Raw genomic sequence first — 15,761 nt, forward strand, 5'->3', positions numbered from 1 at the left:
GAGCGGGGTCGGGGGTTCTGCGATCACGGGTGCTCCTCGCGCCTCCGCCGCGCGGCACCACGCGTCGTCTCGGCCGAGCCGGCCCGGCCGGGCGTGCGGCTCTGCGACAGCGTCCCAGAAGTCGCCGCGTGTGGCGAGATCTTGTCCTCACGGATCACCGGTCCGATACGGATCGTTGGCCGGATTCCGCCCTGCTCCGGCCGGTGCGGGGCTTGCCGGTGACCGCGGCCCGTGCTCCGCCTCCGTTTCCGCGGCTTCACCCCGGGTTCATCCGGGGGTTTCCGGCGCGCGGGTCTACGCCCTTAGCGTCAACGCGCGGAGACTGGCTGTGCGCCCGGTCGTATCCGGTCGTAACCGGTCGGGAGCCGGTGCCGGAGGAACCCTACGGAGGAGAATCACGTGCGGAGACTGCTGCCTCTGATCAGTTCGCATCCGGGCGGGAGGTCTGCCATGACCTGCCGTTACCGGTGCGGGAACGCCTGCTTCCACGAGGTGCCCAACACCAGTGACAACGCCTACGCGGGCGACATCATCGCCGGTGCCCTGTCGCGCCGCTCCATGCTGCGGGCGGGCGCCGTGGTGACCGTCGCCTCGGCGGCCGGAGCGACGCTGCTGGGGCAGGCGCCCGGCGCCGAGGCCGCCCCCCTGGACGCCTCCTCCGCCGCCGCGGCGCGGGGATCCGGCCATCACCACCACGGCCGGCGGGCCGCGCGGGGGCTCCGGTTCACGCCGGTCCCGCCGAACACCGCCGACGCCGTCACCGTCCCCCCGGGGTACCGGCAGCAGGTCGTCATCCGCTGGGGAGAACCGATCCTGCGCGGGGCGCCGGCCTTTGACCCGGACCGGCAGACCGCCCGGGCCCAGGCCGGTCAGTTCGGTTACAACAACGACTATCTGACGTTGCTGGACCTGCCCGGCGAGCGGTGCCGTCAGGTCATGGTGGCCAACCACGAGTACACCAACGAAGAACTGATGTTCACCGGCTACGACCCGGAGAACCCGACGCGCGAGCAGGTCGAGATCGCCTGGGCGGCGCACGGCCTGTCGGTCGTCGTGGTGGACGAGGAGCGCCGCGGCGGCGCGCTCACCCCGGTCACCCGCCACCGGCTCAACCGCCGGATCACCGCCACCACGCCGTTCCGGGTCACCGGCCCGGCCGCGGGCAGCCGCCTGCTGCGGACCTCCGCCGACCCGGAGGGCACCACGGTCCTCGGCACGCTCAACAACTGCGCGGGCGGCACCACCCCGTGGGGCACCGTCCTCTCCGGCGAGGAGAACTTCAACCAGTACTTCGGCAACGCCGACGCCGTCACCGACCCGGAGACCACCGCGCGCCTGGCGCGCTACGGCATCACCGACGCGGTCAGCGAGCGCAAGTGGGAGCGGTTCGACCAGCGGTTCGACCTGGGCCGGGAGCCCAACGAGGCCAACCGTTTCGGCTGGGTCGTCGAGCTCGATCCGTACGACCCGGACTCCGTGCCGCGCAAGCGGACCGCCCTCGGCCGCTTCAAGCACGAGGCGGCCCAGCCCCGGCTGACCCGGGACGGCCGCCCCGTCGTCTACATGGGCGACGACGAGCGGTTCGACTACTTCTACAAGTTCGTCTCGAACAAGCGGATGATGCGCGGCCACGGCCGGGCCGCCCGCGAGCACAACCTCACCCTGCTCGACGAGGGCGCGCTGTACGTCGCCAAGCTCACCGGCGACAGCCCCGCGAGCGAGATCGACGGCAGCGGCAAGCCGCCCCGGGACGGCGAGTTCGACGGCTCCGGCGAGTGGATCAAGCTGGCCGAGGGCGACACCTCGTATGTGCCCGGCATGACCGCGGAGGAGGTGTACGTCTTCACGCGCCTCGCGGCCGACAAGATGGGCGCCACCAAGATGGACCGCCCCGAGGACGTCGAGCCCAGCCCGCGCACCGGCCGGGTCTACATCGCGCTGACGAACAACAAGGAGCGCGGCCTGGCGGGCAAGGCGCCCGCCGACGAGGCCAACCCGCGCAACGAGAACAAGCACGGCCAGGTGCTGGAACTCACCGAGCGCCGGAACGACCCGACGGCGGAGCGCTTCGCCTGGCGGCTCTTCCTGGTCTGCGGCGACCCGGAGGACCCGGGCACCTACTACGCGGGCTTCCCCAAGGACAAGGTCAGCCCGATCTCCTGCCCGGACAACATCACCTTCGACGCGTACGGCAACCTCTGGCTCTCCACGGACGGCAACGCGCTCGGCAGCCACGACGGCCTCTTCGGCGTGGCCGACCGCGGCCGGAACGAGGGCCAGGTGCGGCAGTTCCTGACGGTGCCGGCCGGGGCGGAGACCTGCGGGCCGGTGGTGCAGGAGAAGCGGGTGCTGGTCTGTGTGCAGCACCCGGGCGAGGTGGACGGTGCGACGGCCGAGAACCCCGCCTCGGCGTGGCCGGACGGACCCGGGAAGCTCGTCCGCCCGTCGGTGGTCTGCGTCTGGCGCGCGGACGGCGGCGCGATCGGGGTCTGAGCCCGCGGACGTGGACCCCCGCGGTGCGGTCCGGCCGATACCTGGCGGAGGCGGCCGGGACGACCGGCGGGGAAGGGCCGAGCGGTGAGGCGGAACCGAGCGGCCGATGGCGCGGTGTGAGGTGATACGGCTGAGCGGCACCGGCGGGACCGGAGACGGTTCCGCCGGTGCCGCTCAGCGTTGCTCCGCCATCTCCGCGAGCCGGCCTTCCGCGGTCCGCAGGGTGCGCCCCCGGCGGGGCATGCCGGCCCAGGGGTCGTCGCCGGCCAGCCGTTCGCCGAGGGTGGCCAGCGTCCAGCGGCGGGCGTGGAGCTTCGGGTCGTCCAGCTCCCGGCGGGCTATCGGCGTGGCGACCGGCGCCCCGGGGAGCGCGCGCACCGCGTACGGGGCGACCGCCGTCTGCGCGTAGGCGTTGCGCTGGATGTCCAGGTAGACCCGGTCCTTGCGCTCGGCCTTGCGCTGCTCGGTGGTGAGCCGGCCGGGGTGCCGCTCCGCCAGCAGCCCGGCCACGCGGCCCGCGAAGGCCCGTACGGTGCCGAAGTCCGCCTGCCGGTCCAGCGGCACGACGACGTGCAGGCCGCTCGACCCGGTCGTCATCAGCAGGGTGGGGAGCCCGAGTCCGTCGAGCAGTTCGCACACCCGGTGGGCGGCCCAGCGCACGTCCTCGAACCCGGAGCCGTCGGACGGGTCGAGGTCGAGGACGAGCCGGTCCGGGTGGTCCGGCCGGTCGGCGCGGGAGAGCCAGCGGTGCGGGGTGACGCAGGCCTGGTCGGCGAGGTAGACCAGGGTGGCGGCGTCGTCGCAGACCACATGGGTGACGGTGCCGCCGCTCTCCCTGCGGACCTCGGCCCGGTGCACCCAGTCCGGGAAGTGGCCCGGGATGTTCTTCTGGACCAGCGGCTCGCCGTCGATGCCGTCGGGGTGGCGGACCATCATCAGCGGACGCTCCCGCAGCTGGGGCAGCATCCGCCGGGAGACCGAACGGTAGTGCTCGACGAGGTCCGCCTTGGTGATGCCGTCGTCGGGGAAGAGGACCTTGTCCGGACGGTGAAGGGTGAGGGTCCGCCGGCCGATCCGGATCTCGCTCGTATCGCTCACCTTCAGCGCCTTGCCCCGGCGGTGCGCGCCAAACTCCCCCCGCGCGGCCGGTGCGTTGGGCGGGGCGATCGCTTCGGGCGCGGGGGGTCCCGCACGTGTGCCGGACGGCCGTGGGAGTTCCGGGGGGCGCGGCCGGAGGCCGTTCAGTGGCGGGCCCGGCAGCCGTCCAGCAGCAGGGCGAGGAGGGCCCGGGCGAACTCCTCGGTCGGCGGCCGCCGCCGCAGCAGGAGCTGCACCCACAGCGCTCCGGCCAGGGCGTCGGCCAGGGGGCCCGGATCGAAGCCGGCGGGCAGCTCGCCCCGGGCCGCGGCCCGTTCCAGGATCGGCTGCCGCCGTGTGAAGCCGTCGTCCAGCAGGGAGACCACCAGCTCGCGCAGCGCGGGGTGGCGCACGGCCCCCACGAGCGCCGCCTCGACGAGGGCGCGGGTGCGCTCCTCGCGGAGCAGGCCGCGCACGGCGTCGGCGAGCGCGGCCAGATCGCCGTGGAGGCTTCCGGTGTCGGGAACCGTGACGCGGAGGACGCCGGAGTGCAGCAGGGCGTCGCGGAGTAACTCCGGCTTGGAGCCCCACCAGCGGTAGATGGTGGTCTTGTTGACCCCGGCGTGCTCGGCCGCCTGTTCGATGGTGAGCTCGTCGTATCCGCGCTCGGCCAGCAGATCGAGGGTGGCGCCGAAGATCTCGGCCTTCCGCCGGGGCCCGGCTTCCTTCGGCACCGCTTGCAGGTCCGTCATCCGCCCGCTCCTCTCCGTGAGTTGAGCCGCCAAGGGCAGCACGGCGCAAGGTTGCTCTGCAAACGGGGCCGATGGTGCTGAACGGCATGTGCGGGTTCCGTGGGGGCCGCGGGGTGCGGGGGTCTCCCCGGTTTGCGCAGCCCACGGGTGTTCCGGGCCCCGGGGGCCGCTCCCGGCGGCCGCTCCCGGCAGCCGGGGCCCGGGGGCCGCGGCCGGTGCCGGTTGACCTCAACCATTGTTGAGGTTGAAGGCTGTTGCCGCGGGCCGGAGGGCGGTCTCCGCCGCCGGCCCGCATGTCTTCGTCCGACCATCAGTCCGTCCGAGGAGTCTCCGATGTCTCTCACCACCGTGTCCTCCCCGTCCGTCGCGCCGTCCGCTCTCCCCTCGTCTGCCCCGCTCCGGCTCGCGGTCATCATCGGCAGTGTCCGCGAAGGGCGGTTCGGGGCGGCCGTGGCGCACTGGTTCGCCGGCGCCGCGCGGCAGCGCCCCGATCTGGAGGTCGAGGTGATCGACCCGGCCGGGCTGCCGCTGGAGGTCACCGGGCCCACGGAACGGCCCGGTGACGGGACGGCGCGCTCGCTGGAGGCGCTGCGCCCCCGGCTGGCGGCCGCCGACGCCTTCGTCGTGGTGACGCCCGAGTACAACCACAGCTACCCGGCGGCGCTGAAGAACCTCATCGACTGGCACCGGGAGGAGTGGCAGGCGAAGCCGGCCGGCTTCGTCTCGTACGGCGGCATGTCCGGCGGCCTGCGGGCGGTGGAGCATCTGCGGCAGGTCTTCGCCGAGCTGCACACCGTGACGGTGCGGGACACCGTCAGCTTCCACAACGCCTGGGACCGCTTCGGCGAGGACGGCCTGCGCGGGGACGACGAGAGCGCCGGCGCCGCCGCGAAGACCCTGCTCGACCAGCTCGTCTGGTGGGGCCGGGCCCTGCGCGAGGCCCGCGCCGGCCACCCGTACGGCGGCTGACCGCGCCGGCTCGCGGACGGCACACCGGGCCGGAAGCCCGGTGTGCCGCCCCGCACGGGCCCGCCGCGCCTGCCCGCCGCACCCGGCCGGCGCCGGCGGCCAGGGCGGCGGGGCAACGGCCGCGCGCAATAGTCCACATGGGGCGCCTGATCGTCCACGGGAGCCGCCCTAGCATCGTCGGAGATGCCGGCCGCGCGGCACCGGTGTGCACCCAGGAACACAGTTCGACACCCCCCTCACATCCCCCACATCGGACGGAGATTTCGATGCGCAGGACGAGCGCGCGATACAAACTGGCCGGCGCCGCCGCCGTGACGGCGACCGTCGTCGCCCTCGGCGGGCTGACCGCCGGCAGCGGCGGGGCCGCCGAGCGGCAGGCCGAGAAGGAAGCGGCCCCCGCAGCCGCGGCCTCTCCCGTCGGCTTCGGCGCGGGCACCACGGGCGGCGCGGGCGGCTCCACCGTCACCGTCTCCAGCGCGAGCGCCTTCATCGACGCCGTGCAGAGCAGCAGCCCGCTGACCGTACGCGTCAACGGCACCATCTCGCTGAGCTCCATGACCAAGGTGGCCTCGAACAAGACGGTCGTCGGTGTGGGCACCTCCGGCCGGATCACGGGCAGCGGGCTCAACATCAGCAAGGTCTCGAACGTGATCATCCAGAACCTCACCTTCACGGGGTCGAACGACGACGCCATCAACGTCCAGTACTCGACGAAGGTGTGGATCGACCACAACGACATCTCCGGCGCCAAGGACGGCGGCGTCGACATCAAGCGGGCCTCGGACCAGATCACCGTGTCCTGGAACCGCTGCCACGACCAGGACAAGAACATGCTGCTCGGGCACTCCGACAGCAACGCCGGCGAGGACTCCGGCAAGCTCCGGGTCACCTACGACCACAACTGGTTCGACGGCACCAACCAGCGCAACCCGCGGGTCCGCTTCGGCAACCCGGTGCACGTGCTGAACAACTACTTCGACAACGTCGGCAGCTACGGCGTGGCGTCCACCGAGGGCGCCGGGGTGCTCGTCGAGGGCAACTACTTCGAGAACACCGAGGACCCCTTCCACCTGGGTGAGGCGTCCTCCGGACCGGGCACGCTCCGCGCCGTGAACAACAGGTTCGTCAACTCCGGTGCCGGCCAGAGCGGCGGCAGCGTGGCGCCGATCCCGTACGGCTACTCGGCCGAGAACGCGGACAGCGTCAAGTCGAGCGTGACCGCGGGCGCGGGGGTCGGGAAGATCTGACCCGGCCGGCCCGCCGGGCCGGTACGGTCCGGCCGTTCAGCTCCCACCGGGCGGGGTGCGGAGGGGACGACCGCGCCGTTCCCCCGCCCGCGGCACCACCGGGCCCCGGGCGCCCCGCCCCCCCGGGGCCCGGGGCCCGGGGCCTCCGGGCCGGCGCCCGGGCAGGACCGGAGACCTCTCCGGCCTTGTCCGGGCGCGGGCCCGCCGCTATCGTCCACGACCCCCGGCCGGTATGCCGCTCGCGCGGCGGCCCGGGGTCGTTTCCGACGACCAGCGAGGCACCATGGCGGAACAGGGGCCCCCACGGGCGCGGCCACCGGACGGCCCGGACGGCCCGGACGGCGGCCGGGAGAGCCGCCCCGGCTGCCGCCCGGACCGCCCCGGCGGCAGCCGTCACGGCAGTCGTCCCGGCAACCGTCCCGCCGGCGGGCGCCCCGGTGACGGGCGCCTCACCATCGGCCTCGTCACGGCCAATATCCACCTCGGCGTCGGCGCCACCCTCTGGTCCGGCGTGCTGGCCGCCGCCGAGCGCAACGACGTCAGCCTCGTCTGCTTACCCGGCGGCCCGCTCCGTCCCGGCGGCGCCCCGCGCAACGCGCTCTACGAGCTGATCGGCCCGGACCGGCTCGACGGCGTCATCTGCTGGACCTCCACCCTCGGCCTCCCCGGCGCGAGCGACCGGGCCGAGCGACTGGCCCGGCGGCTCGACGGGCTCCCGGTCGTCAGCCTCAACCGCGGTCTCGACGGCCACGAGACCCTGCTCCTCGACAACCACGCGGGGATGCGGGATGCGGTCGGCCATCTCGTCGGGCACCACGGCCGCCGCCGGCTCGCCTGCATCCGCGGCCCGCTGGCCAACCCCGTCTCCCTCGACCGCTACCGCGCCTACGCCCACGCCCTGGCCCGGCACCGCCTCCGCCTCGACCGGTCGCTGGTCTCCGCCGCCGTCGACTTCGGCAGCGGGGCGGGCGCCTCGGCGATGCGGGTGCTCCTCGACATCCGCGGGCTCCGCCCGGGCCGCGACTTCGACGCCGTCGTGGCGTGCAGCGACGTCCTGGCGGCCGACGCCCTGCGCTTCCTCACCGGCCGGGGCGTCCGGGTCCCGGAGGACGTGGCGGTCATCAGCTTCAACGACTCCCCGGAGGCCCGGCTCTCCGATCCGCCGCTCACCTCGGTGGCCCTGCCCTTCGCCGAGCTCGGGGAGCTGGCCGTGGACACCCTGCTGGCCCGGTTGCGCGGTACGCGCCCGCCGGCGCGGAGCGTGGTGCCGGGGACGCTGGTGACGCGCCGGTCGTGCGGCTGCCCGTCCCCGCTGGTGACCCAGGAGACGGACACCCCGCCGGACCCGGGGACGCCGCTGGCGGGGGTGTTCGCCGGACTCCCCGGGGCGGGCCCGGAACTGGCCGCCGCGCTCCGCGCGGACTCCGCGCTCGGCGGCGGGTTCCTTCCGCTGCTCGAACGGCTGATCGGGAGCGAGGTCCGCACCCCCGAGGACGCCGCCGCCTGGGACGGCGCGCTGCTGCGCGCCCGCGCCCTGGTGGCCGCCGGCAACGCACCGGGCGCGGGGACGCCCACGGCGACGGCCATGGGCGCGGCCCGGGCCGAACGCCTCTTCGGGCAGGCGCGGTTGATGGTCGCCGACAAGTCCCGTCGGCTGCTGGAGGGCGAGCGCTGGGCGGAGGAGCAGGAGTCGCGCCGGCTGCGCGAACTCGGCACGGCGCTCACCACCGCCGTCGACATCGACGCGCTCACCGGGGCGCTCTCCCGGCATCTGCCGTACATCGGCGTCAACGGCTGCCGTCTCGTGCTGTACGAGGACGGGGCCGCCCCGTTCCGCGCGGTGCGGGCCGCCCCCGGAGCGCCCTCCGCCCCCGCCCGGCCGGCCGGCCCCCCGGACGTCTCCCGCGCGGCGCGGGCCGTCCTCACCCGCGAGGAACTGGAGGCGTCGCGTGCCGCCCGGGCCGGTGCGGCCTCCGGCGCGGGTGCCACATCCGGCCCGGGCCCCGGCTCCGGCCCGGGCGCGGCCGTTCCGGCACAGGCCCCGTACCGGGCCGAACTCCTGCTCCCCGACGCGTTGTTGCCGCCGGAGGGCCGGCGCTACACGCTCGTCGCCGAGCCGCTCCACATCGGTGACGAGCAGCTCGGCTTCGCCCTCTTCGACGCGGGCGGCCGCCGCCACTCCGCACACCGGGACGGCGCGCTGTACCGGGCGCTGGGGGACCAGATCAGCGCGGCGCTCAAGGGCATCCGGCTGTTCGACGAGGTGCGCCGTGCCCGGGACGCGGCCGAGCAGGCCAACCGGCTGAAGACCCGGCTGCTCGACAACGCCACCGATGAACTCCGCACCCCGGTCGAGGCGGTCCTCCACCACACCCGCCCCGGCCCCGCACCGTCGTCCCCGGGCCCGCGGCCCGGCCCGGACCCCGCCGGGGTGGCCGACGCCCTGCGGACCGCGCACGAGCACGCCGGGCGGCTGCTCCGGCTCATCGACGACCTGCTGGACCTCTCCCGCTCCGAGATCGACGCCCTCGACCTCTCCCGGCACCTGCTCGACCCGCGCCCCCTGCTCGCCGAGGCGTTCGACACCGCGGCCCGCGCCCGTCCGGGCGGCGACGGCTGGCGGCTCCGGCTGCCCGGACGGCTCCCGGCGGTCAGCGCGGACGGCCCGCGCCTCCGGCAGATCCTGCTCAACCTGCTGAACGCGGCCGCCGACGGGCCCGCCGACGGGCCCGTGGAAGGACCGGCCGGCGGGCCGGGGCCGCGCTCCGGGGGCGGCCCGGGGAGCGGGCCCGGCCCGGGGAGCGGGGCCGTCCGGCTGACGCTGGAGGCCGAGGTCCGGCCGCCGCTGCTCCGCGTCCTCATCACCCGCCCCGACCCGGCCGCGCCGGCCGCCGAGGCCGAAGACCTGTTCCAGCCCTTCGCCTCCGGAGCGCCGGGGATGCGGCTCGGGCTGGCCATCGCCCGCCGCCTCGCCGTACTGCACGGGGGCTCGGTCACCGCACGTACCGACGGCGGCCGCTACGGCTTCCGGCTCGAACTGCCGCTCCCCACCCCGGCGGACGCCCCCGGCGCCGTCCCCGCGCCCGTGCCCGGCGGCGGCCCGGACGGTCGTACCCTCCTCGTCGCGGCCGCCGGCACCCCGCCGCGCGAGATCGCCGCGATCGCACGCCGGTGCGGGCTGCATCCGCGCCGTCTGCACCCGGACGACGACATCGCCTCCCTCGTCGCCGGCCACGCCCCCGGCGACGGCGGCGGTCCCGGCGCCGCTCCCGCGCCCGGCTGCGCTCCCGGCCCCGCCCCGGGGCCCGCCGCCGTCGCCTGGGACACCGACCGGACCCGCCCGCAGGAGTGGTCCCCCGTCCAGCGGCTGCACGACCACCCGGCGCTCCGCCACACGCCGTTCCTGCTCTACGGACCGGTCTCCGGCCGCGACCTCGCGCAGGCCCTGCACGCGCTGCGCCCGCCCGGCCTGGCCGACCCGGTGGTCGTCGTGGACGGCGACGCCGCCTCCCGCGAACGGTTCCGGCGGCTGCTCGGCGGAGCGCTGCCCGGTCACCCCGTCCGCACGGCGGCCGACGGCACGGCGGCGCTCGCCCTGTTCGCCGAGGACGTGCCCTGCCTGCTCGTCGTCCCGCGCGAACCCGCCGACATGGACGGCTTCGACATCGTCGAGCGGATGTACGAGATCGCGAGCCAGGACCGCGGCCCGGAACAGCCCGTGATCCCCGTCCTGATGCTCAGCGACCGGGGCTTCACCCACGACGACGTGCGCCGCGCGGAGCCGCACCCCGGGCTGATGCTGCTGGGCCGGGACATCCTGACGGAGGAGGAGACCGCCGGCCTGCTGACCCGGATGACGCGCCGCGGCGACCCGGGCGCGCACCGCGCCCACGCACCCGTGCGGCACGCCCTCGCGTACATCGAGCAGCACTACCGGCATCCGCTGTCCCGCCGCCAGATGGCCCGCGCGGCCGGGGTCAGCGAGAACCACCTCGGCCGCCTCTTCCACCGCGAGATCGGCCTGACCCTCTGGGACTACCTCACCCGGCTGCGCATCCAGCGCGCCAAGGAGCGGCTGCGGCAGAGCGACGACAGCGTGCAGACGATCGCCCGCGCCGTCGGCTTCCACGACCGCGCCTACTTCAGCCGTGTCTTCCGCAAGGTCACGGGAGTCGCCCCGCACGTCTACCGTGAGGCGTCCTGAACCCGCGGGCCGCCGCACGGTGGTCCCGGGCCCGGCCGCCCGTCCGGGTCCTCACTCCCAGCGGAACCAGCGGGCCGCGGCGACGACCAGGACGAGGGCCCAGAGGCCGCTGACCCCGAGGTGCGTCCAATCCGGCCAGTCACCGGCCGAGGCCTGGCGGAGGGCCTGGGCGGCCGAGCCCAGCGGGGTGAGCTCCACAACGGTCCGCAGCGTCCCGGACATCACCTGCACCGGCACCCAGACGCCCGCCGTGAACATCGCGGGGAAGAAGACCAGCGAGCCCAGGACATTCGAGATCTTCGTGCTGGGCGAGACCGCCGAGATGACCGTGCCCAGGGCGAGCGCGCTCAGCGTCGCGGTGCCGAACGCCAGGGCGTATCCGAACGGCTGCTGCGGGAACGCGACGCCGTACGCGGTCCGGCCGACCACGAGCGCGACGGCGGCCGCGACGAGGATGGCGCCGAAGTGCACGGCGATCTGGGCCGTCAGCAGGCTCACGGGGCGGGCCGGCGTGGTGGAGAGCCGGCGCAGGATGCCGCGTTCGCGGTAGCCGGTGAGCACGGCCGGCATGCTCTGCAGCCCCGCCGTGATGGTCGACAGCAGGATGACCGTCGGGACGTACAGGTCGATGACGCGCAGCCCGCCCAGATCCTCCCCGGGCCTGCGGAAGTCCGGGATGAGGCCGAGGATGACGAGCAGCAGGGTCGGGAAGGCGATGATCCAGAAGATCGCCACGGGTTCCCGGCGGAAGAGCCGCACCTCGGCCCTCAGCACGGCGAGGGACACGGCGCCGGACGGCGTGCGGGCGAGGGCGCGGGACAGGGCCGCGGGTCCTACGGGCATCTCACTTCGCTCCCTCGGAGGAGGCGGCGGCCGGGCCGGACGGGCCGGAGGGTACGGGCGGGCCGGCCCGCCGCCCGGTGAGGTCGAGGAAGGCGTCGTCCAGTGTGGCGTCCTCGATGCGCAGCCGCTCCGCCGTGATGCCGTCCCGGACGAGCAGCGTGATCAGGGCGTTCACGGTCTCGTCCGTCCCGCCGACGGTGATCCGGCCGCCCTTCTCCGCGACGGAGGCGGCCCCCGGCAGGGCCCTCAGCGCCTCGTGGCCGATCGGCCGCGAGGGCGTGAAGGAGATGAGGGTGGCGTTCGCGGCGTGCCGGATCAGCTCCGCCGGGGTGTCCAGCGCGACGAGGCGGCCCCGGTCGATCACCGCCACCCGGTCGCACAGCCGCTGCGCCTCCTCCATGAAGTGGGTGACGAGGAGGACCGTCACGCCGGAGCCGCGGACGTCCTCGATCAGGGACCAGGTGTCGCGCCGTCCGCGCGGGTCGAGTCCGGCGGTCAGCTCGTCCAGGACGACGATGCGGGGATTGCCGATCAGTGCGAGGGCGATGAACAGCCGCTGCTTCTGGCCCCCGGAGAGCTTCTCGAAGCGGGCGCCCAGATGGCCCGTGAGGCCGAGCCGTTCGCCGAGCAGCCGCCAGTCCGCCGGTGCCCGGTAGAAGGAGCTGTAGAGCTCCAGGGCCTCCCGGACGGTGAGCTTCGCCTGGAGCTCGCTCTCCTGGAGCTGGGCACCGAGGATGCGGGTGATCTCGTCGTGGTCGGCCACGGGGTCGAGCCCCGCGACCCGTACGGTGCCGCCGTCGGGCGTCCGCAGACCCTCCACGCACTCGACGGTCGTGGTCTTGCCCGCGCCGTTGGGGCCGAGGATGCCGAAGATCTCGCCCTCCTCGACGGCGAAGGAGACCCCGTCCACGACGGGTCTGCCCCCGTACACCTTGCGCAGCCCGTCCACCTCGACCATCGCCATGACCATGGCAGCAGTCTCCCCGGCCGGGATCTCCGCGGCATCCTCCGCAGGTCCCGGTTTCCCGGCCCCGGACGGCCCCGTCAGGCGCGGGTGCGGGCCGGTGCGGGGGAGACGGCTGACCGGGCGGGGGCGGGCGGGCGCAGGATGCCGGCGGTGAAGACGGCCGTCACGCAGAACGCCACCGGCAGGAAGAACGTGAGGTTGAGCGGCATGAACGCGGTCATCGGACCGATGATCGCGGGTCCGGCCAGCATGCCGAGATAGCCGAGGCCCGCCACCCGGGAGACGTTGGCCCCGGAGGCGTCCTCGTCCACATGGCCCGCCGCGCTGAAGAACTGCGGGACGCAGCCGGACAGTCCGAGTCCGAAGACCGTCCAGCCCGCCAGGGCGAGCGGCACCCAGGACGACAGCGCCGCGGCCGTCAGCCCGGCCGCCGCCAGGCCCGCGCCGTACCGGACCACGAAGACGGGGCCGTACCGGGCCGCGACGCGGTCCGCCGACAGCCGTCCGAGGGTCATCGCCGTGGCGAAGGCGCCGTACGCCAGGGCGGCCGTGGCGGCGGGGGCGTCGAGCACGGTCCTGACGTGCAGCACGCTCCAGTCGTAGGCCACGCCCTCGCTGAGCATCAGGATCAGGGCCAGCAGGGCCAGTGCCCACACGCGGCGGGGCGGCCGCCGCTTCGCCGGCGGCGCGGGGGGCGCCTCCGGCGGGGGCGCGGGCTGCTGGGCCGCGGGCTGCTGGGCCGCGGTCTGCTGAGGCAGGGGTGTCCGCGGACCCGCCGGGCCGTCCGCCCCGGGCGCCGTGACGGGAGCCGCCGCCCCGGACGCCTTCCCGGCCTCCTCCGGGACGGTCCCGGTGTCGCGCGCGTCCGCCGCGGAGAGCGTGCCCGGCCGCAGCAGGGTGGGCGCGGTGAGCACCGAGGCCACCGCGCAGAGCGCGCCGATGCAGCCCAGGGTGAGCGGCACGCTCCAGCCCCAGCTGATGGTGCGGGCGCCGGCCAGGGCCGCGAAGACGCCGCCGATCGAGAACACCGCGTGGAAGGCCGACATGACGGGCCGTCCGTAACCGCGTTCGACCTGCACCGCGTGGGTGTTCATGCTGACGTCCATACAGCCGTTGCCGAAGCCGAAGACGACCACGGCGGCGCCCAGCGCCCAGACGTTCTCCGCCAGGCCGGGCAGCACCAGGGAGCCGCTGCACAGCACCGCGGCCACCGGCAGCGTACGGTGGCTGCCGAACCGGTCGCTCAGCGGGCCGGCGAGCTGCAGCCCCGCGAAGGCGCCGCCGCCCATGCACAGCAGCAGCCAGCCGAGCACGGCGTGGGAGATGCCGGCCCTGTCCTCGACGGAGGGGATGTGCACCACCCACACGCCCATGACGAAGCCGTTGAGCGCGAAGTACGCGAACGTCCCCCGGCGGGCCCGGCGCAGGAGCGGGCCCGGTGGGGTCCGCCCGGTGGCCGTCCGGCCGTCCGTGCCCGGGCTCCCGCCGTCGTCGCTCCTGCTGCCCTTCCGCATGCACAGCAGGCTAACGCGCAGGTGACGGGCGCATGGAAGCGTGCCCACCCTGTGGACGGCGCCGCCCGGGCGCCGGCCCGTGCGGGCCCGGCCCACGGCGGCGGCATGCGGGAGCGGGGGCCGGGAGTCCGGCGCGGGGCCGGTCGGTCGGCGCGGGGCCGGTCGGCCGGGGCGCGGCACGGCTCCGCGGAGAGCGGCCGCGCGCGGCCGCTCAGCCCGTGGGCAGGCCGTTCCCGCCCCAGCCGAGCCCGCCGGTGAGGTTCCCGGTGAGCTCGCCGAGGGCTCCGGTGAGGCCCTCCACGGTGCCGGACAGGGCGGTGCCGTCGTCGTCCCGGCTCCCGCCGCCCGTACTGCCGCCCGTGCCGCCGGCCGGCCCGGCCGCGCGCGGCTCCGTTCCGGGGTTCGTTCCGGTGTTCGTCCCGGCGGAGGAGGGCGCGGAGCCGGCACCGGACGCGGAACCGCCGGGTGCGGGGCCGCCGCCGGGCTTCCGGCCGGCCCCCTCCGCCTTCCGTGCCGCGGCGGCGTGCTCGCGGGCCCGGCCGGGACGGCCGTCCGGGGTGCTCTCCGCGGCGGCGGCCCCGCTCCGCAGGGAGCCGGTATCCGAGCCGTGCGTCACCGGCCGGGGCGCGGCGGAGGACGAGGGGGAGGGGCCGCCGGTCTCCCGCGACCCCGGCTCCCCCGACGATTCGGCGGGGCTCGCCGGGAGGTCGGGCCCCCGGTCCTGGGCGGTGACGTCGGCGCGGGCCCGGGCGGTTCGGTCGTCGCCCGAGGAGGCGTGGAACGCCACGGCGATCGTCCCGGCCACGCCGAGTGCCGCCACCGTCCGCAGGGCCGTACTCCGTACGTGCCCCGCGGAGGTCTGTCTGCTGTGTCTGCCCATCGGACGCGCTGCCTTCCCCCGTTGACGTGAACCGGGGTCAGTTAAGCGGATGGAAGGTTTCTGTGACGGTGCGATATCGAGTTGTGACGGGAAGGGGTGGTCAATCGATGCTCTCCGCCGTCCTGTTGACCGGGTCTGCGCGCAACTGATCGTTCCGGGGCTGCTTCGGCGTAGTTCCTCCGCTCGTTCCCATCGGCGCCTTCCCGCCTTCCCTTCCCTTGCTCTTCCGGACCGGTCCGCGCGATGCCCCGGAGACCCGCCCCCTGGGGGGCAGTCCTCCGGGGCACGGGAACGCGGAGGTCAGTCCGCCGTGGTCACCCGGGCCCGCTGGCCGTGGCGCCGCTCGCCGGACGGGCGGACGAGGGGGTCCACCGCCCAGGGGCCCGGCCCGAGGGCGGCGATGAGCAGGAAGGCCCAGGCGTAGAACGCCGACAGTTCCCCGTGGTTGACCAGCGGCAGCAGCCCGTCCGGCTGGTGCACCACGAAGTACGCGTAGGCCATGGAGCCGGACGCGACCACCGCGGAAACCCGGGTGAGGAGCCCCACCATGACGAGCGCGCCGCAGACCAGCTGGATCAGGGCCGCCCACCAGCCGGGCCAGACGCCGAAGGCGACGGCCTCGCCGGTGCCCCGGTTGCCCCCGAGTACACCGAACAGGGAGGCCAGACCGTGGCACAGGAACATCAGCCCCGTGACGACACGGAAGAGGGAGAGTACGGGTTCGCCGAGCCGGTCCGTCTGCACGAGATCACCTCTCTGCGGGGTGTGGGGGTGGGGTGCGGGAACGCGGTGTGCGGGAAGGCGGCGTGCGGGAA

Annotated in this window: 11 protein-coding genes; 4 read left to right on the plus strand and 7 right to left on the minus strand. The window is 75.3% G+C overall.

Features of this window, described 5'->3' with window-relative positions; all coding sequences use genetic code 11:
- The first annotated feature begins 399 nt into the window (after positions 1 to 399).
- Positions 400 to 2,493: a PhoX family phosphatase gene (locus LIX60_RS15875; protein WP_227958987.1), complete on the plus strand. Its 2,094-nt coding sequence runs from the start codon at positions 400 to 402 to the stop codon at positions 2,491 to 2,493.
- A 174-nt stretch (positions 2,494 to 2,667) separates the two neighbouring features.
- Here the strand turns inward: LIX60_RS15875 and ligD are convergent, their stop codons facing one another.
- Together ligD and LIX60_RS15885 are read right to left on the minus strand one after the other, a co-directional pair.
- Complete coding sequence (gene ligD / locus LIX60_RS15880; RefSeq protein ID WP_374117979.1) at positions 2,668 to 3,597, minus strand: non-homologous end-joining DNA ligase; 930 nt, start codon at positions 3,595 to 3,597, stop codon at positions 2,668 to 2,670.
- A 137-nt stretch (positions 3,598 to 3,734) separates the two neighbouring features.
- Positions 3,735 to 4,322, minus strand: a complete 588-nt coding sequence (locus LIX60_RS15885; protein WP_227958989.1) for a TetR/AcrR family transcriptional regulator — start codon at positions 4,320 to 4,322, stop codon at positions 3,735 to 3,737.
- 333 nt (positions 4,323 to 4,655) lie between these two features.
- Between LIX60_RS15885 and LIX60_RS15890 the strand changes: the two genes are divergently transcribed.
- The 3 genes from LIX60_RS15890 (at position 4,656) to LIX60_RS15900 (ending at position 10,742) form a co-directional block, all read left to right on the plus strand.
- Positions 4,656 to 5,291, plus strand: a complete 636-nt coding sequence (locus tag LIX60_RS15890; protein ID WP_227958990.1) for an NADPH-dependent FMN reductase — start codon at positions 4,656 to 4,658, stop codon at positions 5,289 to 5,291.
- Between the two features lie 266 nt (positions 5,292 to 5,557).
- Positions 5,558 to 6,538, plus strand: coding sequence for a polysaccharide lyase family 1 protein (locus LIX60_RS15895; RefSeq protein WP_227958991.1), 981 nt, complete (start codon positions 5,558 to 5,560; stop codon positions 6,536 to 6,538).
- Positions 6,539 to 6,821: 283 nt separating this feature from the next.
- The gene (locus LIX60_RS15900; RefSeq protein WP_227958992.1) at positions 6,822 to 10,742 is read left to right on the plus strand and encodes a substrate-binding domain-containing protein; all 3,921 of its coding nucleotides are present in this window, start codon (positions 6,822 to 6,824) and stop codon (positions 10,740 to 10,742) included.
- 51 nt (positions 10,743 to 10,793) lie between these two features.
- On the opposite strand, the gene LIX60_RS15905 is transcribed toward LIX60_RS15900, so the two are convergent.
- From LIX60_RS15905 to LIX60_RS15925, 5 genes are all read right to left on the minus strand, one after another.
- Complete coding sequence (locus LIX60_RS15905; RefSeq protein ID WP_227958993.1) at positions 10,794 to 11,585, minus strand: ABC transporter permease; 792 nt, start codon at positions 11,583 to 11,585, stop codon at positions 10,794 to 10,796.
- 1 nt (position 11,586) lies between these two features.
- Entirely contained in the window at positions 11,587 to 12,549 is a 963-nt protein-coding gene (locus LIX60_RS15910) for an ABC transporter ATP-binding protein (RefSeq protein ID WP_227962790.1), read from the minus strand.
- An 80-nt stretch (positions 12,550 to 12,629) separates the two neighbouring features.
- On the minus strand, positions 12,630 to 14,066 hold the full coding sequence (locus LIX60_RS15915; protein ID WP_227958994.1) for an MFS transporter: 1,437 nt from the start codon (positions 14,064 to 14,066) through the stop codon (positions 12,630 to 12,632).
- A gap of 211 nt (positions 14,067 to 14,277) precedes the next feature.
- Positions 14,278 to 14,946, minus strand: coding sequence for a hypothetical protein (locus tag LIX60_RS15920; protein ID WP_227958995.1), 669 nt, complete (start codon positions 14,944 to 14,946; stop codon positions 14,278 to 14,280).
- A gap of 300 nt (positions 14,947 to 15,246) precedes the next feature.
- Positions 15,247 to 15,690: a DoxX family protein gene (locus tag LIX60_RS15925; protein ID WP_227958996.1), complete on the minus strand. Its 444-nt coding sequence runs from the start codon at positions 15,688 to 15,690 to the stop codon at positions 15,247 to 15,249.
- Positions 15,691 to 15,761: the final 71 nt, after the last annotated feature.

Origin of the sequence: Streptomyces sp. S07_1.15, from assembly GCF_020739505.1 — a bacterium.
Classification (GTDB): Bacteria; Actinomycetota; Actinomycetes; order Streptomycetales; family Streptomycetaceae; genus Streptomyces; species Streptomyces xinghaiensis.